Source organism: Micromonospora sp. WMMD1076, assembly GCF_029581475.1.
Taxonomy (GTDB): domain Bacteria; phylum Actinomycetota; class Actinomycetes; order Mycobacteriales; family Micromonosporaceae; genus Micromonospora; species Micromonospora aurantiaca.
The window spans coordinates 1,613,360-1,636,169 of sequence record NZ_CP120862.1; the positions used below are offsets into that span (position 1 = coordinate 1,613,360).

Sequence of the window (22,810 nt, forward strand, 5' to 3'; positions counted from 1 at the left end):
GACATGTCACCAAGTTGCGGCCTAGGTTGATGACATGTCAACCAAACTGCCGTCCCGGCTGGTGCGGCTGTTCGCCGGCCTGGCCCTGTTCGGCGCCAGCGTCGCGCTGATGGTCCGCGCCGACCTCGGGCTCGCGTCGTGGGACGTGCTGCACCAGGGCCTCGCCGATCGCACCGGCCTGCCGATGGGCGTGCTGGTCAACGGCGTGGCGCTGGTGGTGCTGCTGCTGTGGATCCCGCTGCGGCAGCGCCCGGGATTCGGCACCGTGGCGAACGTCGCGCTCGTCGGCCTGGCCCTCGACGCCACGCTGGCGCTCCTGCCGCCGGTCGCCCCGCTCGCCGGCCGGATCGGTCTGCTGGTCGCCGGCGTCCTGCTCAACGGCCTCGCCACAGCGCTCTACCTCGGCGCCCGGCTCGGCCCCGGCCCGCGGGACGGGCTGATGACCGGCCTGGCCGCCCGCGGCCTGCCGCTCGGCCCGGCCCGCACCGGGATCGAGGTGACGGTGCTGGCGGCCGGCTGGCTGCTCGGCGGCGTCGTCGGCCCCGGCACCCTGCTCTACGCGATCGGCATCGGGCCGATCGTCGCCTGGTTCGTTCCCCGACTCACCGCGCCGGCCCCGGCCGCCGCCCCGACAGGAGTGACCTCACCATGCCCCGCCTGACCGTCGTCGTCGCCAGCACCCGCCCCGGCCGGGCCGGCCGTCGCATCGGTGACTGGTTCACCGAAGCCGCCGTCCGCCACGCCGGCTTCGACGAGGTACGCCTCCTCGACCTGGCCGAGGTCGGGCTGCCCTTCCACGACGAGCCGCACCACCCGTCCGAGCGGGTCTACCTGCACGAGCACACCCGCGCCTGGAGCGCCGAGATCGACGCCGCGGACGCCTTCGTCCTGGTCATGCCGGAGTACAACTACGGCTTCAGCGCGCCGCTGAAGAACGCGATCGACTACCTCTACCACGAGTGGCAGCACAAGCCGGTGGGCTTCGTCAGCTACGGCATGACCTCCGGGGGCCTGCGCGCAGTGCAGATGATCAAGCAGGTGGTGACCACGCTGAACATGATCCCGGTCAACGACCAGGTGGTCGTCTTCCTGCGGCAGGCGCTGGACGAGGCGGGCGAGCTGCGACCCGACCCGGGCCGGGAGGAGGCCGCCGCGCTCATGCTGGACCAGCTCGCCCGGCTGGCCGCCGCGCTCGCGCCGCTGCGAACCGAGGTGGCGCGGTGAGCGCCCGGCTCTGGGAACTGTTCGGCGAGCGCGGGCGCGGAGTGCTCGCCACGCTGCGCCGGGACGGCCGCCCCCAACTGTCCAACCTCGACTACCTGGCCGAGCCGGGCCTGATCCGCTGTTCCACCACCGGCGACCGGGCGAAGGTGCGCAACCTGCGCCGCGACCCCCGGGCCAGCTTCCACGTGACCACCGCTGACGGCGGGGCGTACGCGGTGGCCGAGGGCACCGTGACGCTCACCCCGCCGGCCGCCGCCATCGACGACGCGACGGTCGACGAGCTGGTCGAGGTGTACCGGCGGATCCGCGGCGAGCACCCGGACTGGGCCGACTACCGGGACGCCATGGTGGCCGACGGGCGGGTGGTCCTGCGGCTCGCTGTGGAGCGGGTGTACGGCTGGCGGCCCTGACCGACCGGTCCACCGCCCGGGCCGTACCGGGGGTGACTAGGGTCTGAGCATGGTCGCAATCTCGTACGAGGACATCGTCAAGGTCCCGAAGGCGCTGCTGCACGATCACCTCGACGGCGGCCTGCGGCCCGCGACGATCGTCGAACTGGCCGCCGAGGTCGGCCACGAACTGCCCACCACCGACCCGGCGGCGCTCGGCGTCTGGTTCACCGAGGCGGCGAACTCCGGCTCGCTGGAGCGCTACCTGGAGACGTTCGCGCACACGGTGGCCGTCATGCAGACCCCTGCCGCGTTGCGCCGGGTCGCCCGCGAGTGCGCGCTGGACCTGGCCGCCGACGGCGTGGTCTACGCCGAGGTGCGCTTCGCGCCGGAGCAGCACCTGGAGCAGAACCTGACGCTGGACGAGGTGGTCGACGCGGTGGTCACCGGGTTCCGGGAGGGCAGCGCGCTGGCCGCCGAGGCGGGCACACCGATCCGGATCGGCACGCTGCTCACCGCGATGCGGCACGCGGCCCGCTCGCAGGAGATCGCCGAGCTGGCCGTACGGCACCGCGACACCGGGGTGGTCGGGTTCGACATCGCCGGCGCCGAGGCGGGCTTCCCGCCCACCCGGCACCTGGATGCGTTCGAGTACCTCCAGCGGGAGAACTTCCACTTCACCATCCACGCCGGTGAGGCGTTCGGCCTGCCGTCCATCTGGCAGGCGATCCAGTGGTGCGGCGCCGACCGGCTCGGCCACGGCGTCCGCATCGTCGACGACATCACCCCGGGCAACCCGCCGGTGCTGGGCCGGCTGGCCGCGTACGTGCGGGACAAGCGCATCCCGCTGGAGCTGTGCCCGTCGTCGAACGTGCAGACCGGTGCCGCCGCCTCGATCGCCGACCACCCGATCGGGCTGCTGCGTGACCTGCGGTTCCGGGTGACTGTGAACACCGACAACCGGCTGATGAGCGGCACCTCGATGTCGCGGGAGATGGCGCTGCTGGTGGAGGCCTTCGGCTACGGCTGGAAGGAACTCCAGTGGTTCACCATCAACGCGATGAAGAGCGCGTTCATCCCGTTCGACGAACGGCTGCGGATCATCGACGAGGTGATCAAGCCGGCGTACGCCGAGCTGATCGGCTGATCACGACTGGCGGGGGTGGCCGGAGAGCAGCGCGGCCACCCCGCGCAGCACCTGCCCGGCCCGGGCCGCCTCGGCGCCCAGCCCGGTCTGCCGGCGCAGCACGGCCGGCTCGGCGCGCAGCAGCGCGACCCCGCGCCGGAGCAGCACCCGGGGCGCCTTGCGCTGCTCGGCGAGATCCCGGGCGAGGCGGCGCAGGAACGTCGCGCCGCGCGGGCGGCGCAGCGCGTACGCCCCGGCGAGCAGGCCCAGTCGCCGGCACTCGGCCACGATCTCGGCCGCGAAGATCCCCTCGGCGACGAAGATTGGCGATCCGTCGACATCGAATGGCCGGGTGGCTACCCGACGGTCTGCGCCGATCGCATAAACCGGCACTTCGGCCTTGCCCTCACGAGCCAATCGGGCGATTGTGTGCACCGCCGTGTCCGAATCCCAGGACAAGGGGGACTCCCAATCCACCTGTCCGTTTCGACGCGGACACGTAGGGTCATCGCCATCCTTGTAGAAGTCGTCCAGGCAGAGCACCGGAAGTCCGGTTCGCTGGGCTATGTATGACTTTCCGGACCCGGAGGGGCCGGCGAGCAGGACGACGCGGTGCGGGTGTTCCATTACCTTCAGTGACTCCGCCCAGACGGATTGCTAGCAAATTGCATCAACATCTCATCACACCTCCGGTGAGGGACAACCTGGTCTTTCTCTTTGCGGAGCGGCGTGATGGAATCTCGGAGGTCCGACCCGCCGGGTCGGTCGCTCGGCGTTGCCCTCAGGGTGGCGCGGGGCGCGGTAATGCGAGGGCGGTGACGTGAGCAAACGGCCAACGACGGCGGGCTCCTTCCTGTCGCGGCTGCGCCGGCCGATGAGTCGGCTGCGCGACATGCCGATCTGGTCCAAGCTCGGTCTGATCATGATCGTGCCGACCATCGCCACGGTCGTGGTGGGCACCAGTGGTCTGGTCGACCACCTGGAGACGCTCAACAATGCCAACCGGGCGGGGGATCTGGCCAACCTGATCGGCTACTCGGGTGACCTGGTCGACACCGTGCAGGACGAGCGGGTCGGCGCCGTGCTCTTCCTCGGCGCGAAGGAGTTCCAGACCCGGGCGCAGTACCAGGAGGGTTACAACCGCGCCAACCAGCAGGTGGACCAGGCGAAGTCGCCGTACCTGCGGCAGCGTGGCGAGATCGACGACCTGCCCCGCAACTTCGTCGGGCTGCTCGACACGATCGACACCCAGCTGAAGGATCTTCCGGCGACCCGCAGCCAGGTGCTGAACGGCAAGCTGAAGATCAATGACGCCGACCAGGCGTACCGGCAGCTGATCGAGGACCTGCTCGCGATCCGCGACTCGGCCACCCAGCTCGCCGGCAACAACGACCTGAGCGACCGGATGCGCGCGGCGGCCGCCGTCGCCCGGCAGAAGGAATACCTGACCCAGCGCCGGGTCGTCGTCCACCAGGCGCTGACCCAGAACCAGTACACCGCCGCGCTGCGCGAGCAGTTCATCGCCAGCGGCACCGGCCAGTCGCAGTCGCTGGCGACCTTCCAGTCGGTCGCCACCGAGCCCGACAAGCTGTTCTACGAGCAGACCGTCTCCGGGCCCGACCTGCGCAAGGCCGACCGCTTCACCAGTTTCGTCTCGGGCAACAACAACGGCTCGATGGAGAACGCCCCGTTCGGGGCGGACCAGTGGGACCAGACCATGGTCGCCAACGCCGAGCTGATCCGGACCGTGGAGGCCCGGCTCGACCGCAACGTGGTCCGGCAGGCCGACGCGCTGCGTTCGGACACCCAGCGCCAGGTGTTCCTGGAGACCGGCCTGCTGCTCACCATGCTGCTGCTGGCCATCCTGTTCGCGTACCTGGTGGCCCGCTCGATGGCCCGCTCGCTGCGCGACCTGCGCCAGGGCGCCCTGGCGGTGGCCCAGTACGGGCTGCCACAGGCGGTCGCCCGGCTGCGCGACCCGCAGGTCACCGGCCAGCTCTCCCCTGTGCAACTGGCCAACCAGATCGCCGAGCCGCTGCCGGTGCGCAGCAAGGACGAGTTCGGCCAGGTGACCGAGGCGTTCAACGCCGTCCACCTGGAGGCCGTCCGGACCGCCGCCGAGCAGGCCGCCCTGCGGGCCTCGGTCGCGACCATGTTCGTCAACCTGGCCCGCCGCTCGCAGATCCTGGTCGACCGGCTGATCGGCCACCTCGACCGGCTGGAGCGCGGCGAGGAGGACCCGGACCGGCTGGCCGAGCTGTTCCAGCTCGACCACCTGGCCACCCGGATGCGCCGCAACGACGAGAACCTGCTGGTCCTCGCCGGTGCGGACTCCACCCGTGTGCAGCGTGAGCCCGCCGCGCTGATCGACGTGCTGCGCGCCGCCCAGTCCGAGGTCGAGCACTACACCCGGATCGAGTTCGGCGTGATCGACCGGGACATCGAGGTCGCCGCCCACGCGGTCAACGACCTGGTGCACCTGGTCGCCGAGCTGTTCGACAACGCCACCGCCTTCTCCCCGCCGGACTCGCAGGTCATGGTGGAGGCCCGGCGGGTCGGCGACCGTGCCTCCCTCTACGTGGAGGACCGCGGTATCGGCATCAGCCCGGAGCAGCTCCGCGACCTCAACGAGCGGCTGGCCACGCCGCCGCAGGTGGACGTCGCGGTCTCCCGGATGATGGGCCTGGTCGTGGTCGCGCGGCTGGCCGCCCGGCACGGCGTCCGGGTCGAGCTGCGGCCGGGCGCCGACCGGGGCACCGTCGCCGACGTGACGCTGCCGACATCGGTCCTGGTGCCGCGCGCCCTGGCCGGCCGTGGCCTGCCCGGACCGGCCCTGCCGGCCGCCGGCCCGCAGCAGAACGGCCCGGCTCCGGCCTTCGGCGCCCTGGCCGCCTTCGGCAACAACAACCCGCCGAGCCTGCCGCCGGCGCCCCACCCGGGCTCCTCGGGCAACCAGGTCACGCTCGGCGGACGCGCGTTCGACCCGGCGCCGCGCAACGGCTCGGGCACCCCGGCGAACGCCGGTGGCGGCCGTGCCATGCCGGCCTGGTCCGACCTGACCGGCGCCAGCCCGTCCGGCGGCGACGGCGGATTCGGCGGCCGGCCCAACGGCCAGTCGATGGACCCGCTGCCGCAGCGGCGCAACCCGGCCGACGGCGACCCGGGCGGCACCGGCCAGCAGCCGGCGATCCCGCGCCAGCTGCCGAGCAGCCCGGAGGCGCGGCCCTACAGCCCGCCGCCGGTCTCCGCGCCGCCGGTCCCGCCGGTGTCGGCCCCGCCGCTGCCCCCGGTCTCCGGCGCACCGGTCTCCGGTAACCCGCTGCCGTACCGTCCGGTCTCGGCCGCGCCGGTCTCCGGTGACCCGTTCTCGGGCCGCCCGGTCTCCGCGGCGCCGGTCTCGGGTGACCCGCTGCCGTACCGTCCGGTCTCGGCCGCGCCGGTCTCCGGGCACCCCGCGCCGGTCTCGGGGCACCCCGCCGCCGGGCACCCGGCCTCCGCGCCGCCGGTGAACCAGCCGCCGGCACGTCCGATGCCCGCACCGGGTGTCAGCGCCCCGCCGGTCTGGCCGCCGGTCGCGCCGACCCCGGCTCCGGCGGCGCCGGAACGGCCCACCAGTGGCATGGACATGACCACCGAGCTGCCCCGGGTGCCGCGCACGGAGATTCCGGCCCCCCCACAGCAGCGGTCCGCCGCTCCGGCCGCGAGCCGGCCGGCCGAGGCCCCGCCGGCGAGCCGCCCGGCGGCACCGGTGGCACGTCCGGCCGCGCCGCAGCAGCAGGGCAACCGCCAGCGGTACGCGGACGAGACGATGGAGCTGCCGATCTTCCGGGAGCTGGAGTCGGCGTGGTTCCGCACCCGCCGGCCCGGGCCCAACGAGGAGCCGGGGGCCCCGGCCCCGGCCCCGGCCGCGACGACGAACGGCGGCGCCGCCACCCAGCAGTTCGCCAAGGTGGACACGGCCGGCCGGCCCGTGCCGCAGACGACACCCGCAACGACAGGTAACACGCCGATGGCACACACTCCGACGGCCGGCGGAGCACCGCGTGACAACGGCGTGGCGAACGGGAACACCCGTCCCGCGTACACCGGAGGGTTGCCCACCCGGCAGCCGACCGCGTCGCCGCAGTCCTCGTCCCCGTGGCAGACGGCGGCCGACGACGGCTGGCGCGCCGCCTCGGCGGCCACCGAGGTGCCGGTCGCGGAGACCACCCAGAAGGGCCTGCCGAAGCGGACTCCGATGGCGCAGCTCGTGCCGGGCAGCATCGACAAGCCCTCTGCGTCGGTGCAGCGGCGTACACCGGAGGGGGTCCGGGGCCTGCTCTCGGCCTACCATCGGGGCGTACAGCGCGGGCGTAACACCGACAGCAACACGACCGGCCCGGAGGGCACTCCGGGCGGGCAGCAGTCCTCGCAGTCTGACTCAGGCCCGGTGGCCGGGAGCGGGCAGAAGGAGCAACAAGGATGACTACTACGCAGGATCTCGGATGGCTGCTCGCCAACTTCGCCGACCGGGTGCCCGGTGTGGCGCACGCGGTCGCGGTCTCGGCCGACGGCCTGCTTCTCGCCTCGTCCCGTGACCTTCCGCGGGACCGCGCCGACCAGCTCGCCGCGATCGCGTCCGGTCTGGTCAGCCTGACCCAGGGCGCGGCCCGCTGCTTCGAAGGCGGAGCGGTGTTGCAGACAGTCGTCGAGATGGACAACGGTTTCCTGTTCCTGATGTCCATCTCCGACGGCTCGTCGTTCGCGGTGCTGGCGGCGCGGAGCTGCGACGTGGGTCAGGTCGGGTACGAGATGGCCCTGCTCGTGGACCGGGTGGGCGATGCCCTGACACCGCAGCCGCGCGCGGCTGTGGGGATGATGGGCTGAATGACGCGCTGGCCGGTGGGTCAGGTGCGGGAACAACTACGACAGCGACGGATGTCACCGGGGCGAGCCGGTGCCGGGTACGAGGGAGGTGAGCGGCGAAATGGCGGATCGTGACGAGCCGACCGGAGCGTTGGTCCGGCCGTACGCCGTTACCCGCGGCCGTACCCGTCCCCGGCTCGACATCGCCCTGGAGGCACTCGTCGAGACGACGGTGCGCGGCCGAGCGGTTGCCACTGGCAATGGTGGCCACGGTCGTGAACACCAGTACATCGCCGCGTTGTGTGACGGACGTGTGCAGTCGCTCGCCGAGATCGCGGCGCGGATGCAGCTTCCGCTCGGCGTGGCCCGGGTGCTCATCGCCGACATGGCGACGGACGGCCTGGTCGCGGTCCACGAGCCGACCATTTTGGACGACTCCGACGACGCGGTGGGCACTGAACTGCTGGAGAGGGTGCTGAGTGGACTTCGCAGGCTCTGACATGTCGCACCGGCCGCCGGCCCCGAGCGGCCGAGTGACGTCGGCGAAGATCGTTATCGCCGGTGGGTTCGGCGTCGGCAAGACGACGCTGGTCGGCTCGGTCTCCGAGATCACGCCGCTGACCACCGAGGCGATCATGACCTCGGCCGGTGTCGGCGTCGACGACACCCGGCAGGTGCCGGGTAAGACGACGACCACGGTGGCGATGGACTTCGGTCGTATCTCGATCGACCGGGATCTGATCCTGTACCTGTTCGGTACTCCGGGTCAGACGCGGTTCTGGTTCATGTGGGACGAGTTGGTCCGGGGTGCGATCGGCGCGGTGGTGCTGGTCGACACCCGGCGGCTCGCCGACTGCTTCGCCGCCATCGACTTCTTCGAGCACCGGCGGCTGCCGTACCTGGTGGCCATCAACTGCTTCGACGGCATGCAGTACCACGATCCGCAGGACGTCCGGGACGCGCTGGCGATCTCCCGCGACGTGCCGGTGGTGCCGTGCGACGCCCGGAACCGGGAGTCCACGAAGCACGTGCTGATCTCACTGGTCGAGTACGTGCTCACCATGCGGCGCTCGCGGGCCGTCGCGCCCGCCTGACCGACGCGCGGAAGCGCCCGGCGGCCCCAGGGCCACCGGGCGCTTCCTGCCGTCCGGGGTCGGACACGGTACGCGATCGCCCGGTGACCCTCCAGGCAGGACGGTCACCGGACGACGGGTGGGTCAGGCGTACCGGGTCCAGTTGCCCCGGAACACCTGGTACACGGCGAGCGAGTCGGGCTCCATGCCGCCGTGCCGGTCGGCGCGGAACGCGTACCCGCCGGCGATGCCCTCGACGGTCTGCGCCTGCAGGAGGGCCCGTAGCCGGCCCCGGTCCAGGCTCGTCGCCATCCGCGCCGAGGTGGCGAGGAGCTGGAGCGCGTCCGAGGCGTACGGGGCGAAGTCCGGGCTGACGCCGTGCCGCTGCGTGTAGCGGTTGACGAAGTCCCTGCGGGCCAGCTGCGCCGTCGTGGTGGCGGTCGCGGCGGAGACGTCCAGGCAGGCCGGGTGCACCGCGTACGCGCCCTCCACGGCGGCGGCGTTCGCTCCCTGCACTGTGTCGCCGGCGACCGCGCCGGCGTCGAAGAAGATGGGGCCGCGGTGGCCGGCGGCGCGCAGTTCCCGTGCCGCGGCACCGGAGTCGGGTGCGGTAGCCCAGATCACCACGCCGTCCCGCTGGCTGCCGGCGACGCGCTCGGCGGCGGTGCGGAAGCGCCGGCCGGTCGCCGGAAGGCGTACCGTTCGGGCCAGGTCGGTGCTGCTGTCGGCGAGCGCCTCCCGCATCGCCCGCACACCCGAGTCGCCGTGCAAACCGTCGGCGGCGAGCACCGACACCCGCCGGATCTTCTTGGACTCGAACAGCTCCACCAGGCGACGCGCCATGTCGACGGCGTCCGGGGTGAGCTTGTAGGTGAACGTGCGCTCCTCCAGCGGCAGCACGATGCGGTCACCGTAGCCGAGGGACAGGAAGGGCGTCTTGACCCGCTGGGCGGCCGCCGCGAGGGCCGTCGAGGTCTCGCCGAGTACGCCGCCGATGAGAGCCTGGGCACCGGCCCGGGTGAGGTCGGCGGCGTGGCGGGCGGCGACCTCGGGATTGCTGCCGTTGTCCAGGATCTGGAGCCGGACCGACCGGACCAGGTTCCCGACCGGTAGGCCGGTGCGGTTGAGCGAGTCGGCGGTGAGCTGCAGGGCCTGCCGCTGGGCGACGCCGAGCAGCGAGCCGGCGCCGGTCAGTTCCAGGCTCGCACCGACGATCAGGTCCTGGTCGCTCGGCGCGCTGCTGGACGGGCCGTCGTCCGGCCGCCGGCCCTGCGGCGCGCACCCGGCGAGCAGCAGGCTCCCGGCAGCGGCGGCGAGGACGCCCCGCCGGGTGAGCACAGTGGAGTCGAACGCCGGTGTCGCCAATGGAATCGCCTTCCCACCCCGGCGAACAGGCGCCGCCGCTGGTCCGCCGGGTATGTTCCCGGCCGGTCCAGCCCAGCGTCAAATCGTCCCGGTGTGGGATGGAACACCCCGGCGGGCCCGGTCAGGAGCGGTAGCCCGCCGAGCGGTACTCGTACTCCCGGTCGTCGTCGCGGTCGCCGGTGTCGCGGGTGAAGTCCCAGCCGCCGGCCGCCTCGCGGCCCGGACGGCCGCCCACGGCGAAGCCGCCGATCTCCTGGCCGCGCCGCCAGCCCCGGAAGTATCCGGTGGTGTTCTCGGCGAGGCTCGCCGCGTTCCGGACGATCCGCAGAGGACGCTCCTCGCGCAGCGGGGAGCCCGGGACCAGGTTGGCCTGCGGCACCCGCTTCGGCAGCCCGGCCTTGGTCTCCGCGCCGACGGACGGGCGGGCCGCCTGCTCGGCCGCCTGCCAGCCGGTGTCGGCGGTGGTCGACCAGTCGAAGTCGGTCTCGTCGCCGTGCCCGACGAACCAGGCGGACTTGGCCTGCGCGAAGATCAGCAGGTCGCCGTCACCCTCGTCGGAGACCGGCGGCGGCCGGTGCTCCTTCGGGGCGGGACGCCGTTCGGGCGCGGCGGGAAGCGGGACGCGACCCGGGTCGCCCTGGTCGACCAGGCGCAGCGGGGGCGCCTCCAGACCGGGGTCGGCCGGTCGGCCCATCTCGTCGCGCAGCGCGCGGTCGGCGAGCGGCGGCGGCTCCACCAGCCGCAGCATCGGCGGCTCCTGCGGCAGGTCGTCGGCGAGCCACGGCGGCGTGACCCGGCCGGGGTCGCTCGGCGCGTCCACGCCCCGCCCGTACGGGTAGGTGGTGCCCTCCCGCTCCCGCGCGGTGTCGTCCTCGCTGTTCACCAGCGGCCAGTTCGCCCGGGAGCCCGGCGGCGCCTCCGGCGCGGGCGGACGCGGGGCCGGCACCGGAATGCTCAGGTCGGTGGCACTGAACCCACCGGTCGGCGGTTCCGGGTTCTGGTTCGTCTTGGGACGGGGCGGGATGACAGTGCGCTGCCGCTCGGCCCGCGCCTTGTTGATCGCCGCGGTGGTGAGCGTAGGGCGGAACGGCTCGCCGGCCTCGGCGGGCGGCACGGCGCCGCGCGGGGACGGGGCGATCGGCGTGATCCCGGGTGGCGGCGGAGGCGGCGCGGAGATCGGCCGGTTGGTGGGGCCGTCCACCCGCGACGGCAGCGGAGCGCCGGTCGGCTCGGGACGCGCCGGGGGAGCCGAGGACGGCCGGCCCAGTGCTGCCGCCGGAGCGACGGGCGTGACCGGCGCCGGGGCGACCGGCGGCGGTGTGACCGGCGCGGGCGCGACGGGTGGCGGGCCGAGCGGCCGGGGCGTCGTCGTGGTGGCCGGACCGGACACCGGCTCCGGACGGCTGCGCCGCCCACCGGGGAGCGGCTCGGGACGGCCGCGACGGCCGGCCGGCTCGGGTGCCCCGGCCGGCTCGGGACGGCCGCGGTGGGGCTCGGCGATCGGCTCGGGCTGGATCGAGCGCACCGGGCGGAGGTCGGCCGCCGACGTCGAGGCAAGATCGTCGACCTGCTCGCCCCGTCGGGCGGCGGCCCGGCGGCCGGTCGCGGGCGTGGGAGCCGTGCGCTCGGCGAGCGCGCCGACGAGCGCGTCGCAGCCGGCGTCACAGGTCCGGACGGAGGCGACGGCCTGGCGTACGGTCTCGGCGACGGCCGCGGTGAGCGTGCGGTTGACTGTGGCCCGCCGGGGCGTCTCGGAGATGGCGACACGCAGCGCGGTCACCGCGTCGAAGACGGCGTCGGCGTCGGCCACGCCCTCGCCGGCCAGCTGCGCGACGACCGCGTCGGCGGCCAGTGCGCCGTCCCGGCCACCACGGCCCGCGGGGCCGGTGAGCGTCCCCGGCTCGGGCAGCGCGTCGAGGACCGCCAGGGCGACCCGGTCGGCAGGATCCGGGTAGGCCCGCAGCGCGGCGGGATAGAGCTCGCGGAGCACCTCGCGCAGCGTCACGGCGGCGGAGTGCCGGCCACTCGCCAGCGCCGCGTGCGCGGCCAGGACCTGCGTGTATCCGGCGAGTTCACGCGGTGCCGGGAGGGTCACCGCGGAGAGCGCGCCGGCCTGGAGCGCACGGGCCAGCCCGACCGCCCGGCGCTCGGCGGGCGGGGACTGCATCTCCTCCAGGGAGTCGTCGTCGGCGAAGCGCTCGGCGAAGTCGTCGACCGAGTCGTCGTCAGCGATCGCCAGCGGCCGGCCGGCGGCGCTCAGCAGCGAGGCGACGATGTGGTCGTCGCTGTCCGCGGCGATGGCCGCGCCGCTCGGACCGCCGGACCGCTCCACCAGCAGCGCGACCAGTCGGGCGTAACCGGCGGGATCGTCACCGATCTCGCAGACGTGCAGCAGACGGCCTGCGTCGTCGACCACAGCGGACGTCAGCGTCGTTCCGGCCGAAGCCGTTCGGTCGGCCGGATCTGCCGAGGCCAGACCGCAGTACACGCGCACGAGCGCCACGGCGTCGTCCTCCTCCCGGGACACAGGTCTTGCTCTGCCAGAGACTGATGCTCCCCGCTCCGGGTCAGTCGCGCCAGTCCACAACCGCAGAGATCTTGCCGACAATGGTGCGCCAACCCAAACTTGCGGTTTGTGCCCCGATTTTCTTCAGCCTGCGCCGCCCCAGGAAACCACCGACACCTCCGTTGACGGAAGCGCGCAGCGCCTCGTCCAGGTCGTCCAGGCTGGAGCCGGCCGAGAGCATGTCCAGCACGGCGGGTAGTCGCAGGGCGTACGCCAGGTCACGGGCGATCTCACCGGCTTCGATGAGCAGCTCGTGGTCCCACGCGTCGTGGCCGCCGCGCAGGTTCTCCACCACCAGGTCGAGCTCGTACGTGTCCTCGTCCAGCGGGGCGATGTCGGCCGGCTCCAGCCGTTCGGACAGTTCATTCCAACTGTCCAGCTGGGACAGGTCGTTGGGCGCACCGGAACGGATGAAAGTGACCAATGACTCCGGCGTCTTGAACAGCAGGAGCCGGCCCTTGTGGGTGAGGAAGACCGGCACCTCCTCGTCGCCCGCCTCGTCCTCGTCGTCCTCGTCCTCGGCGTCGTCCTCGTCGGCCTCGGCCTCGGCCTTCTCGTCGTCCGAGGCGTCGGCCTTGCCCTTGCGGCGGGCCTTGGCGTCCTTCTCCTCGTCCTCGTCGTCCTCCTCGGCGGAGAGGGCGGCGAACTCCTCGTCGAGGATCACCACCTCCTCGTCCTCCTCGGTCTCGACGACCTGGCGGCGGGCCAGGAACGGGTCGTCCTGGTCGCGCTCGGCGACGTCGGTCGGGGTCAGCTCGCGTGCCTGCCGGTACGCCCGCAGCGTGAAGCCGGTGCCGGCGGGCAGGGCGATCTCCACCGGGTCGATCCGCACCTCGTCCCAGAGCGCGCGGTCGGCCGGCGGGCGGTCCTCCTCGACCTCGTCGGCCGCGGCGGCGGCGTCGGTGTCGTCGAGCTCGGGCTCGTCGGCGTCGGGCCGTTGGGGCGACTGGCGGGCCACGCTGACCTCCGTGTGCGTTCGGGTTGCCCACCCGGCGGCGTCGCGCCGCCGAGTGACTCTGCGCACATACCCTAGTGGGCGACGGTTCCGACCGGGAGTCGCACCCCTTGGCGTCGCGGCGGCGCGACAAGTAGCGTTGCTACGCATGAAGGCGCAGGCGCTGCACGGACACCTGGACGCGCTGCTGCTCGCCGTGCTGGAGCGGGGCGCGCTGCACGGCTACGCGATCATCGAGGCGTTGCGTGCCCGCAGCGGCGGCACGCTGGATCTGCCCACCGGCACCATCTATCCGGCGCTGCGCCGGCTGGAGCGGGCCGGGCTGGTGGCGAGCACCTGGAGCACCGTGAACGGCCGGGAACGCCGCACCTACGAGCTGACCGATGCCGGCGGCCGGGCGCTGGCGGGGGAGCGGGCCGGCTGGCGCGAGTTCAGCGCCACCGTCGGGCGGTTCCTCGGCGCGGACGAGCCACCCACCGCGCCGGCCTGACCGCGCCCGGGCGGGCGGCCCGACCCGGCCCGAGCGGGCGGCCCGGGACGCCCGAGCAGCAAGCCCGAGGGGCGGCCGCTCAGCCGGCCAACCGGCGGTCGGCGAGCACCCAGCACCGGGCCGCCCGGGCCAGCGCGAACCAGGCCGCCGAGACCACCACCATCCCGATGACCAGGGGCGGCCAGGTGAGCGCGGCGTCCCACAGCCCGATCGACCAGCCGAACAGCGCGCCCCCGGCGGCCGCGCCGAGCAGCAGGCTGCCGGTCAGACCGAAACCGATCAGCCGCGCCGGGCGGACGAGCCGCGGTGATCCCCACCGGGCGACCAGCGGGCCGACCAGCAGCGCGACCAGCGCCAGCGCGGCGACCACGCCCCAGATGCCGTTCAACGCGGCGGAGAGCAGCAGGTAGCTCTGCGGCGGCGGCGGACCGCTGCTCCAGCTCGACCCCTGCCAGGTCAGGTCACCGGCGGCGATGAGCACCACAGCCACCACGAGCGTGCGCAGCGCCAGCCCGCGCAGCGCGCCGACGGCCAGCTCGGCCTGGAAACCCGGCACGAGCTGGGCGTCGCTGCCGAACTCGGCGACCGCCCGCCGCTGCGCCTCCGCCCGCGGCAGGCCCCCGTCCCGGTACGCCTCGACGGCGTCCTCCAGCGCGTGCCGCGCCTCGGTCAGCAGGTCGGCCTTGAGCCGGTTCGGCCCGTGCAACCGCGTGGACAACTCGTGCAGCCGGCGGTCGACCACTGCCTCCTCATGCACCCGCATGGGGTAAGCCTGCCACCGCCCGGCGACACCCGCGTCAGGGAAAACCCCGATCGGCCGGGCGTCAGGGCGTGATCGCCAGGTAGCCGCGCTCGGCCGCCTCCTGGCGCAGCCACTGCTCCCGGTACCAGCCGGGGCGTGCCACCAGCTCGTCGTGCCGGCCGCGCTGCACGACCCGGCCGCCTTCGAGCACCACGATCTCGTCCAGCCCGGCCAGGCCGCTGAGCCGGTGGCTGATCAGCAGCACCGAGTGCCCGGCCGGGGTGGCGGCGAGCGTGGAGTCCAGCACCGCGTCGGCGGCCGCCGGGTCGAGCCCTTCGGTCGGTTCGTCGAGCACCAGCACCGGCGGGGCGGCCAGCAGCGCCCGGGCCAGCGCGAGCCGCTGCCGCTGCCCGCCGGAGAGCTGCCCGCCCTGCTCGCCGACCACCGTGCCCCAGCCGTCGGGCTGCTCGCGTACCCAGTCGAGCAGGCCGGCCGCCCGGGTCGCGGCGACCAGGTCCGCCTCGGTGGCGTCCGGACGGCCGAGGAGCAGGTTCTCCTTGACCGTGGCGTGGAAGACGTACGCCTCGGCGAGCAGACCGCCGACCACCCGGGGCAGGTGCTCGGCCGGGATCTCGGACACCGGTACGCCGCCGGCGGTGACCTGGCCGGCGTCGGGGCGTACCGTGCCGGTGAGCACGGCGGCGAGCGTGCTCTTGCCGGCACCGCTCGGCCCGACCACAGCCACCCGGCGGCCGGCCGGCAGGTCGAGGCCGAACCCGGCCAGGGCGGGAGCGGTGCCGGCCCGGTAGCGGACCGTCACGTCGGCGAACCGCACGTCGTGGCCGTCGATCCCGGGCTTCGGAGCGGTCTGCGGCGCCGCCGTGGCGGCCTCGGTGAGCAGGTCCGCGACCCGGGCCAGCCCGGCGCGCAGCTGGGTGCGCTGGCGGGCCGCCGCGACGAGCGCGAGCGCCACCTCCACGGCGGCGAGCGAACCGACCGCGAGGACGCCGACGAGCACGCCGCCGACCTCGGCGCGCAGCGCCACGAGCACCACGGCGGCGGCTGTGAGACCGGCCACGAGGACGCCGATCGCGTCCACTGCGAAGCCGGTCGCGGCGAGCCGGCGCTCCAGCCGGGCCAGCCGTCCGGCCCGCTCGTCGGCGGCTGCGAGCGCGGCGCCGGTCGCCCCGAACGCGGCCAAGTCGGCGGCGCCGTGGGTGAGGTCGACCGCGTCGACGGCGAGCGCGCCCCGCAGCGGGGCCACCTCGTCGGCGGCGCGGCGGGTGATCCGGGAGGCGAGGGCTGGGAGCGCCACGCCCGCCACGAGCAGGCCGATCGCGAGCACACCGGCGGCCGGCGGTGAGATCAGCGCGGCGACGCCGGCCGCGAGCACGCCGACCAGTGCCGCCGCCGCTCCCGGTACGAGGACGCGCAGGAGCAGGTCCTGGGCTGCTTCCACGTCGGAGACCAGCCGGCTCAGCGCGTCCCCGGTACGCCGGCCGGTCTCCCGGCGGGCGGCGAGCGTGGCGAAGACGCGGGCCCGTACGTCGGTGATCATGCGGAGGACGGCGTCGTGCCCGGCGAGCCGTTCGGTGTACCGGAACACGCCCCGGCTGACCGCCAGTGCCCGGACCGCGACGATGGCCACCGTCAGCCGGTCCAGCGGAGGCCGGCCGGCGGCGCTCATCAGCAGCCAGGTGGCGGTGGCCATCAGCGCCAGGCCGGCGAACTCGGTCGCGGCGGCGAGCAGTCCGGCGCCGAGCAGCCGGCTCAGGTACGGCCGGGCCAGGCGCAGCACCGCCCGCTCGGCGCCGGGCCGGGCAGGTGCGGACGGCTCGGGCGAGCCGGAGGGTGTCACCGGCACCCCGGTCGGCCCGGCGGGTTCGCGGCCGACCGGCGTCACGCCGTCGGCGGCGGTCACCGGGTCACCATCGGGCGGGCGGGGTGGACGGGGATCATCGCGGCACCGCCGGTCCGGTGGTGGTCGGGTGCAGTTCGGTGACCTGGCCGTCCTCGACGCGCAGGATCCGGTCGGCGTCGGCGAGCAGCGCGGGCCGGTGCGCGACGAGCAGCGCGGTACGTCCGGCGACCAGCCGCCGGGTCGCGTCCAGCACGACCGCCTCGCTGGCGCTGTCCAGCCGCGCGGTCGGCTCGTCGAGCAGCACGATCGGCGCGTCCCGCAGGAACGCACGAGCCAGGGCGACGCGCTGCCGCTGACCGCTGGACAGGCCGTGGCCGCGCTCGCCGAGGCGGGTGCCCAGCCCGTCGGGCAGGGCGTCGACCACCTCGTCCAGCGCGGCGCCGGTGACCGCCGTGGCGAGCGCGGCGTCAGGGGTGTCCGGTGCGCCGAGGCGGATGTTGTCGGCGAGCGACCCGGCGAACAGGTGCGCCCGCTGCGGCACCCAGGCCAGCTCGCGCCGCCAGGCGTCGAGGTCGACTCCGGCCAGGTCGACCCCGTCGACCGCGACGCGGCCCGAGGTCGGTGTGACGAAACCGAGCAGCAGGTTGAGCAGCGTGCTCTTGCCCGCGCCGCTGGGTCCGATGATCGCCACCCGGTCGCCGGGCCGGATGGTCAGCGTGACGTCGCGCAGCGCGGTGGTCCGGTCGTACGCGACAGTGACGCCCTCGAAGCGGATCTCGCCCCGCCCGCGCGGCGCCGGACGGCGCGGCTGGGCGGCGGCGGGCGCGTCGGTGGCGGAGAGCGTGAGCGCCTCGTCCAGCGCGGTGAGTCCTTCCATGCTGGCGTGGAACCGGCTACCCGCGGCCCGCAGCGGCAGGTACGCCTCCGGGGTGAGCAGCAGCACCAGAAGCGCGGTGGAGAGCGTGAGGCCGCCGCCGAGCAGCCGGATGCCGACCGGCACCGCGACCAGCGCGACGGAGAGCGTGGCGACCAGTTCCAGCACCAGCGCGGACAGGAACGCGATGCGCAGCGTCTTCATGGTGGCCTGGCGGTGGCCGTCGGCCATCCGGCGTACCACGCCGACCTGCCCCCGGGACCGGCCGAACGCGCGCAGCGTGGGCAGCCCGGCCACCATGTCGAGGAAGTGCCCGCCGAGCAGCGACAGCCGGCGCCACTGCCGTTCGGTGGCGGCCTGCGCCTGCCAGCCGAGCAGCGCGCCGAAGATCGGGATGAGCGGGATGGTGAGCGCGATGATCAGCGCCGAGCTCCAGTCGGCGAACACGATCCGGGCCAGCACCGCCACCGGCACCGTGACGCTCAGCACGAGCTGCGGCAGGTAGCCGGTGAAGTACGGGTCGAGCGCGTCCAGGCCGCGTCCGGCCAGCGTGGCGAGCTGCCCGGCCCGCTGCCCGGCGACCCAGGTGGGGCCGTGCCGGCCGACCGCGCCGAGCAGGTCGGCGCGCAGCGCCGCCTTCACTGTGGCGGCGGCCCGCGCCGCCACAGTGCCCTGCGCCCAGCTGACCAGCGCCCGCCCGGTGACCGCGGCCGCGAACCCGGCGAGCGCCGGCCGGTGCAGCCGCCCGTCGAACGCCGTCGCCAGCAGCGTCGCCAGCGCGGTGGCCTGAGCGATCACCAGCAGCGCGGTGAGCCCGCCAAGCGCCGCGAGCACGGCGAGGTCGCGCCGGGCCGCGGGGACCCGACGCAGCAGACGCGGGTCGAACGGGCGGCGGTTCACCAGTACACCGGTGCCCTGCCGTCGATCCGTCCCCGGAACACCCACCAGCACATCGCCTGAAAGCCTAGTAGGGCCGGCAGGAGCGGTAGCGCGAGCCATCCCAACAGCGCCAGCGTCGGGCGGCTGGCGGCCGCCTCGGCCACTGTCAGCGACGCCGCCGGGTCGGCGGTGGAGACCAGGATCCGGGGCCAGAGCGCGGCCCCGATCAGCGGCGCGGGCAGCGCCAGCGCCGTCGTGGTGGCGGCGAAGGCCACCCCGGCCCGGCCCCGCCGCAGCGCCGCGCGGGCCGCCAGCAGCGCCGCCACGAGCGCCAACGGCAGGAGTACGGCGACAGCCGGGCGCGCCGCAGCGGCGCGTACCCGATCGGAGAGCACACCCAGGACGGTGGCCGCGCCGACCGCGACGAGTGCGGCGGGCACCAGGCCGGCCGCCAGCCGGGCGAGCGCCGGGGCCTCGGCGGCGGGCAGCCGGAGCGTGAGGAACGTCGCACCGTGCACCGCCACCAGCGCGAGCAGCGCCAGCCCGGCGGCGGCGACGAACGGGGTGGCGAGATGACCGACACCGACCACGTGGCCGTCGGCGCTCAGCGGCACGCCCTGGAGCAGCCCGGCGAGCACCGCGCCCCAGCCCAGCGCGGCGAGCAGGCAGCCGACCATCACCACCCGGTCCCAGCGGGCGCGGGCGGCGGCGGCGACCGGGCGGCTGCGCAACTGCACCCCGGCGGTCACCAGCACCACACCGGCCGACGCGGCGAGCACGGCCGGGTAGAAGCCGGAGAGCAGTTCGCCCTCCAGCCGGGGGAACGCGCCGAACAGGATGCCGACGGCGGCCACCAGCCAGACCTCGTTGCCGAGGAAGAACGGCCCGAGCGCGGTGAGCGTGGCCCGGTTGCCCGGCACCGGGCCGCGCCGGGCCAGCAGCAGGCCGACGCCGTAGTCGTAGCCGCCGAGCACGAGGTAGGTGGCGAAGAAGAGGCCGAGCAGGGCGTACCAGGCGAGTTCCACGGCGGGCTCCCTCAGACGAACACGGGCTGGTGGTGGGCGTCGCTGTCGGGCGCGGGCGGGCGGCCGAGCGCGGGGTCGTACGCGCCGCGGGCGGCGTGCCGGGCCATCAGCGTCCAGTTGGTCACCGCGAGCGCGCCGAGCAGTAGACTGAACCCGATCAGCGAGGTGAGCATCAGCCCCGGTGAGACCGGTGAGACGGCCTGCGCGGTGGGCAGCAGCCCGTACGCGGCCCAGGGCTGGCGGCCGACCTCGCGGGCGATCCAGCCGAGCAGCATCGCCACGAAGGGCAGCGGCAGGCCGAGCAGGATCAGCCAGAGCGGCGCCTTCAGCCGGATGATCCAGTCGCGCCAGAGCAGCGGCAGCAGGAGCCAGAGCGCGCCGAGCGTGAAGCCGATCAGGATCATGAAGCCGAGGCCGACGTTCGACAGCACCGGCGGTTCCCAGTCGCCCGGGCCGAAGCGCGCGGTCCAGTCGGCGACGAGCGCGTCCCGGTCCGGCCCGCCGCCGAACTTGGTCGGCTGGAACCGCCCGACCGGGCCGAACTGGGCGAAGCCGAAGCCCTGGAGCAGGCTGACCGAGAGCGCCGCGGTGACCAGGCCGAGCCGCAGCGAGGTGCGGAACAGCGCGTAGTCGGGGGTACGCCGCAGCAGGTGCCAGGCGCTCACCGCGGCCATCAGCAGGCCGCCGGTGACCAGGCTCGCCGAGATCACGTGGCCGAACGCCATACCGAACGTGGGGTTGGTGAGCAGCGCGCCGAAGTCGGTGAGGTGGGCGACGCCGTCGCGGACCTCGTACCCGACCGGGTTCTGCAGCCAGGCGTTCGCCACCATGATCCAGAAGGCCGAGGCGTACGCGGTGATCGCCACGCCCCAGAGCAGCGCCAGGTGCACGCCGCGCCGCAGCCGGTGCCATCCGAAGATCCACATGCCGAGGAACGTGGACTCCAGGAAGAACGCCACGAGCGTCTCGATGGCCAGCGGCGCGCCGAACACGTTTCCGACGTAGCGCGACAGCCCGCTCCAGTTCAGTCCGAACTGGAACTCCATGACGATGCCGGTGGCGATGCCGAGCACGTAGTTGATCACGTAGAGCTGACCCCAGAACCGGGTCAGCCGCTCGTACACCGGCTTGCCGGTCAGGTAGCCGGCCGTCTGCAACCCGACCAGGAGCGTGACCAGGCCGAGCGTGACCGCCACGAACAGGAAGTGGATCGAGGTGGTGGTGGCGAACTGGAGGCGGGCGAGGAGCAGCGGGTCCACTGTCGTCCTCCCATGGGTTGGCTCTCTTGTCGTAGCCAACCTACACGTAGCCCCGCTACCTATAGGGGTGCGCGAACCCGGAGAAGTCCCGTAGGGGACGACGTCAGCTCAGGAACAGGGCGAACGGCAGGGAGACGAGCGTGCCCGCGACAGCCAGCGCCACCGCGCCGAGCACCCGCGGCGGGCGGTCCGCGACGAGCAGCCGCTGCACGCGTACGTCGAGGTCGCGGTCGCCGAGTCCGAGCGTGCCGGCCGGCTGCACCCGGTGCTCGGCGGCGGCGAACCGGCGCAGCGCACCGGCGAGCGGCGCGTCCGCGTGCAGCTCCCGGGCCTTGTCGTCGGCGCGCATCTCGACCAGCAGCGCCACCCGCGCGTGCGCGTCCCGCACCCACCGGAACCAGGGCAGCGCCCGGCACAGCGCGGTGAACGGCAGCAGCACCAGATCGTGCCGCTCCTGCGCGTGCGCCCGCTCGTGCGTGAGCACCGCCGCCAGTTCGGCCGGGTCGAGCAGGTCGAGCGTGCCCGCGCTCACCACCACCCGGGGACGCACCCCGGGCAGGCAGTACGCCGCCGCGCTCGGGTGGTCGAGCACCAGCGCGCCCGGCACCGTCGGGTCACGCCGGGCCACCAGGTGCAGCAGCTCCCGGTGCCGGCGCTGGGCGCGGACCGCGCCGTGCAGGCTGCGGACCGTCGTGGTGAGCAGCACCGCGCCGATGCCGAGACCGACGCCGACCAGGCTGAGGTGCACCGCCCCCACACCGGCCGGCAGCGTGCCGTGGGCCAGGTCCTCGGCCAGGGCCACAAGCGCGTGCCCGGTCGCCCGGTCGTACGCGTCGACCCCCAGCGCCATCGGCAGCCCGATGGCGGACAGGCCGAGCGCCAGCCCGACCGCCTGCCAGCAGATGATCGCCACCCGGGGCGCCCGCCAGGTCCAGCGCGCGGCGGCGAGGACCTGCGCGGTCAGCCAGCAGGCCAGGATGATCGCGGCGAAGTGCAGGGCGTACGCCACGGCAGCCGCCCTACCGGTCCGTCGCCTCGTCGAGCGCCGGCCGGCCGGGCCGGGGGTTCTCGACCCGGCCGGCCGGTCCGTCCTCGACAGCCGGCCCGGCCTCGGCGCCGAGCGCGGCGCGGAGCACGTCCGCCTCCGTGCCGGTCACCGAGCGGGCGAAGCGCACGAGCGCGGCGTCCCGGCTGCCGCCGAGATCGAGGGCGTCGAGCATGAGCTGGGCGATGTACGCCTCGCGGGTGGCGGCGGGCCGGTAACGCCAGGCGCGGCCCTCCCGCTCACGCTGCACCATGCCCTTGCCGGCGAGCCGGTCGAGCACCGTCATCACAGTGGTGTAGGCGAGTTCCCGGCCGTCCAGGGCGTCGGCGACCTCGCGCACCGTCACCCCGCCCGACGAGGCGGGCGCCGCGTCCCACAGCACGTCCATCACCGCACGCTCAAGGTCCCCCAGCCGAGTCACCCGTCAATCCTACCCCCGGTAGTAGATCCCCTCCGTCACCCCGTTCCCCGGTTCCCCCGTTCCCGAAGATCAACACCAGCTCGGGGAGGTGGTGCCGTCCCGGGCCGGTCCGTGCAGCCACCTCGGCGCACTGGTGCCGATCTTGCCGACCCGAGGTCCGGCTGCTTCCCGGGAAACCGGTGTCGACCATGCCGTGGTCGGGTAGGCGCCCGTCGGCAAGATCAACACCAGTTCGGGGAGATGGTGCCGTCCCGCGTCGGTCGATGCAGCCACCTCGGCGTGCTGGCGTTGATCTTGCTCGTTCCGAGTGCTCCGGGTGAGATCAACACCGGCTCGGGGAGGTGGTGCTGTCCCAGGTGAGTTGATGCAGCCACCTCGCCGTACTCGAGTTGATCTCGAAGCCCGGGGTGGGGGTGCGTGGGCAATGTCCGCACCAGTTCGGGGAGGTGGCGGCACCTGGGGCGGGTGGATGAAGCCCCTCCCGTGCCGGTGTTGATCTTGCTGACCGAGGGTGGACGTTGGGCGAGGCCGGCACCGGCTCGGGGACGTGGGGTTGTCCAAAGGTGGCTGATGCGGCCACTTCGCGGGAACGGCGTCGATCTCGGCTGCTGCGGGTGGGCGCACCGGGTGAGGTCGGCACCGGCTCGGGGAGGTGGGTGGAAGGGAAAGTG

The 22,810-nt window shown here is 74.2% G+C and carries 20 protein-coding genes; 9 read left to right on the top strand and 11 right to left on the bottom strand.

What is annotated here, in order from left to right; genetic code table 11:
* The first annotated feature begins 34 nt into the window (after nucleotides 1-34).
* From O7622_RS08020 to O7622_RS08035, 4 genes are read left to right on the top strand one after another with little or no spacing between them, the layout of a single operon-like run.
* Nucleotides 35-661 (top strand): hypothetical protein, encoded by a 627-nt coding sequence (locus tag O7622_RS08020; protein ID WP_282312636.1) that lies wholly within the window; start codon nucleotides 35-37, stop codon nucleotides 659-661.
* On the top strand, nucleotides 649-1,224 hold the full coding sequence (locus tag O7622_RS08025) for an NAD(P)H-dependent oxidoreductase (protein WP_282312637.1): 576 nt from the start codon (nucleotides 649-651) through the stop codon (nucleotides 1,222-1,224). Before O7622_RS08020 ends, O7622_RS08025 begins: the two co-directional genes overlap by 13 nt.
* Nucleotides 1,221-1,634: a PPOX class F420-dependent oxidoreductase gene (locus tag O7622_RS08030; RefSeq protein ID WP_282312638.1), complete on the top strand. Its 414-nt coding sequence runs from the start codon at nucleotides 1,221-1,223 to the stop codon at nucleotides 1,632-1,634. Before O7622_RS08025 ends, O7622_RS08030 begins: the two co-directional genes overlap by 4 nt.
* 49 nt (nucleotides 1,635-1,683) lie before the next feature.
* Nucleotides 1,684-2,760, top strand: coding sequence for an adenosine deaminase (locus tag O7622_RS08035; protein WP_013473969.1), 1,077 nt, complete (start codon nucleotides 1,684-1,686; stop codon nucleotides 2,758-2,760).
* On the opposite strand, the gene O7622_RS08040 is transcribed toward O7622_RS08035, so the two are convergent.
* The gene (locus O7622_RS08040; protein WP_228531240.1) at nucleotides 2,761-3,027 is read right to left on the bottom strand and encodes a hypothetical protein; all 267 of its coding nucleotides are present in this window, start codon (nucleotides 3,025-3,027) and stop codon (nucleotides 2,761-2,763) included.
* Between the two features lie 532 nt (nucleotides 3,028-3,559).
* Between O7622_RS08040 and O7622_RS08045 the strand changes: the two genes are divergently transcribed.
* The 4 genes from O7622_RS08045 to O7622_RS08060 all read left to right on the top strand — a co-directional run bounded on the left by O7622_RS08045 (nucleotide 3,560) and on the right by O7622_RS08060 (nucleotide 8,678).
* Nucleotides 3,560-7,204, top strand: coding sequence for a nitrate- and nitrite sensing domain-containing protein (locus O7622_RS08045; protein WP_282312640.1), 3,645 nt, complete (start codon nucleotides 3,560-3,562; stop codon nucleotides 7,202-7,204).
* Nucleotides 7,201-7,605, top strand: coding sequence for a roadblock/LC7 domain-containing protein (locus O7622_RS08050; protein WP_117671056.1), 405 nt, complete (start codon nucleotides 7,201-7,203; stop codon nucleotides 7,603-7,605). Before O7622_RS08045 ends, O7622_RS08050 begins: the two co-directional genes overlap by 4 nt.
* Nucleotides 7,606-7,705: 100 nt before the next feature.
* Nucleotides 7,706-8,083: a DUF742 domain-containing protein gene (locus tag O7622_RS08055; RefSeq protein ID WP_030501200.1), complete on the top strand. Its 378-nt coding sequence runs from the start codon at nucleotides 7,706-7,708 to the stop codon at nucleotides 8,081-8,083.
* Nucleotide 8,084: 1 nt separating this feature from the next.
* Nucleotides 8,085-8,678, top strand: coding sequence for an ATP/GTP-binding protein (locus O7622_RS08060; protein WP_030501201.1), 594 nt, complete (start codon nucleotides 8,085-8,087; stop codon nucleotides 8,676-8,678).
* 123 nt (nucleotides 8,679-8,801) lie between these two features.
* Here the strand turns inward: O7622_RS08060 and O7622_RS08065 are convergent, their stop codons facing one another.
* The 3 genes from O7622_RS08065 to O7622_RS08075 all read right to left on the bottom strand — a co-directional run bounded on the left by O7622_RS08065 (nucleotide 8,802) and on the right by O7622_RS08075 (nucleotide 13,546).
* Nucleotides 8,802-10,022, bottom strand: a complete 1,221-nt coding sequence (locus O7622_RS08065; RefSeq protein WP_282312641.1) for an ABC transporter substrate-binding protein — start codon at nucleotides 10,020-10,022, stop codon at nucleotides 8,802-8,804.
* Nucleotides 10,023-10,143: 121 nt separating this feature from the next.
* Entirely contained in the window at nucleotides 10,144-12,549 is a 2,406-nt protein-coding gene (locus O7622_RS08070) for a transposase (RefSeq protein WP_282312642.1), read from the bottom strand.
* 40 nt (nucleotides 12,550-12,589) lie between these two features.
* Nucleotides 12,590-13,546 carry a DNA primase gene (locus O7622_RS08075; RefSeq protein WP_282312643.1) on the bottom strand — a complete coding sequence of 319 codons (957 nt, stop codon included), beginning with the start codon at nucleotides 13,544-13,546 and terminating at the stop codon, nucleotides 12,590-12,592.
* Nucleotides 13,547-13,691: 145 nt separating this feature from the next.
* Between O7622_RS08075 and O7622_RS08080 the strand changes: the two genes are divergently transcribed.
* Nucleotides 13,692-14,033 carry a helix-turn-helix transcriptional regulator gene (locus tag O7622_RS08080; protein ID WP_013473973.1) on the top strand — a complete coding sequence of 114 codons (342 nt, stop codon included), beginning with the start codon at nucleotides 13,692-13,694 and terminating at the stop codon, nucleotides 14,031-14,033.
* 79 nt (nucleotides 14,034-14,112) lie between these two features.
* Here O7622_RS08080 and O7622_RS08085 read toward each other — a convergent pair whose 3' ends face one another.
* From O7622_RS08085 to O7622_RS08115, 7 genes are all read right to left on the bottom strand, one after another.
* Nucleotides 14,113-14,796 carry a permease prefix domain 1-containing protein gene (locus O7622_RS08085; protein WP_282312644.1) on the bottom strand — a complete coding sequence of 228 codons (684 nt, stop codon included), beginning with the start codon at nucleotides 14,794-14,796 and terminating at the stop codon, nucleotides 14,113-14,115.
* Between the two features lie 61 nt (nucleotides 14,797-14,857).
* The gene (gene cydC, locus O7622_RS08090) at nucleotides 14,858-16,633 is read right to left on the bottom strand and encodes a thiol reductant ABC exporter subunit CydC (protein WP_282314083.1); all 1,776 of its coding nucleotides are present in this window, start codon (nucleotides 16,631-16,633) and stop codon (nucleotides 14,858-14,860) included.
* A 97-nt stretch (nucleotides 16,634-16,730) separates the two neighbouring features.
* Nucleotides 16,731-18,410, bottom strand: a complete 1,680-nt coding sequence (cydD, locus tag O7622_RS08095; protein WP_282312645.1) for a thiol reductant ABC exporter subunit CydD — start codon at nucleotides 18,408-18,410, stop codon at nucleotides 16,731-16,733.
* Nucleotides 18,407-19,414: a cytochrome d ubiquinol oxidase subunit II gene (locus O7622_RS08100; RefSeq protein ID WP_282312646.1), complete on the bottom strand. Its 1,008-nt coding sequence runs from the start codon at nucleotides 19,412-19,414 to the stop codon at nucleotides 18,407-18,409. The genes cydD and O7622_RS08100 overlap by 4 nt, the downstream gene beginning before the upstream one ends.
* 11 nt (nucleotides 19,415-19,425) lie before the next feature.
* Entirely contained in the window at nucleotides 19,426-20,673 is a 1,248-nt protein-coding gene (locus O7622_RS08105; RefSeq protein WP_282312647.1) for a cytochrome ubiquinol oxidase subunit I, read from the bottom strand.
* A 103-nt stretch (nucleotides 20,674-20,776) separates the two neighbouring features.
* Nucleotides 20,777-21,682 (bottom strand): M56 family metallopeptidase, encoded by a 906-nt coding sequence (locus O7622_RS08110; RefSeq protein ID WP_282312648.1) that lies wholly within the window; start codon nucleotides 21,680-21,682, stop codon nucleotides 20,777-20,779.
* A 10-nt stretch (nucleotides 21,683-21,692) separates the two neighbouring features.
* Nucleotides 21,693-22,139, bottom strand: coding sequence for a BlaI/MecI/CopY family transcriptional regulator (locus tag O7622_RS08115; RefSeq protein ID WP_282312649.1), 447 nt, complete (start codon nucleotides 22,137-22,139; stop codon nucleotides 21,693-21,695).
* Nucleotides 22,140-22,810 lie beyond the last annotated feature (671 nt).

Coding starts and splice junctions, on each gene's coding strand:
- O7622_RS08060 (WP_030501201.1), top strand. CDS start 8,085: ATGTCGCACCGGCCGCCGGCCCCGAGCGGCCGAGTGACGTCGGCGAAG.
- O7622_RS08050 (WP_117671056.1), top strand. CDS start 7,201: ATGACTACTACGCAGGATCTCGGATGGCTGCTCGCCAACTTCGCCGAC.
- O7622_RS08080 (WP_013473973.1), top strand. CDS start 13,692: ATGAAGGCGCAGGCGCTGCACGGACACCTGGACGCGCTGCTGCTCGCC.
- O7622_RS08025 (WP_282312637.1), top strand. CDS start 649: ATGCCCCGCCTGACCGTCGTCGTCGCCAGCACCCGCCCCGGCCGGGCC.
- O7622_RS08085 (WP_282312644.1), bottom strand. CDS start 14,796: ATGCGGGTGCATGAGGAGGCAGTGGTCGACCGCCGGCTGCACGAGTTG.
- O7622_RS08035 (WP_013473969.1), top strand. CDS start 1,684: ATGGTCGCAATCTCGTACGAGGACATCGTCAAGGTCCCGAAGGCGCTG.
- O7622_RS08055 (WP_030501200.1), top strand. CDS start 7,706: ATGGCGGATCGTGACGAGCCGACCGGAGCGTTGGTCCGGCCGTACGCC.
- O7622_RS08020 (WP_282312636.1), top strand. CDS start 35: ATGTCAACCAAACTGCCGTCCCGGCTGGTGCGGCTGTTCGCCGGCCTG.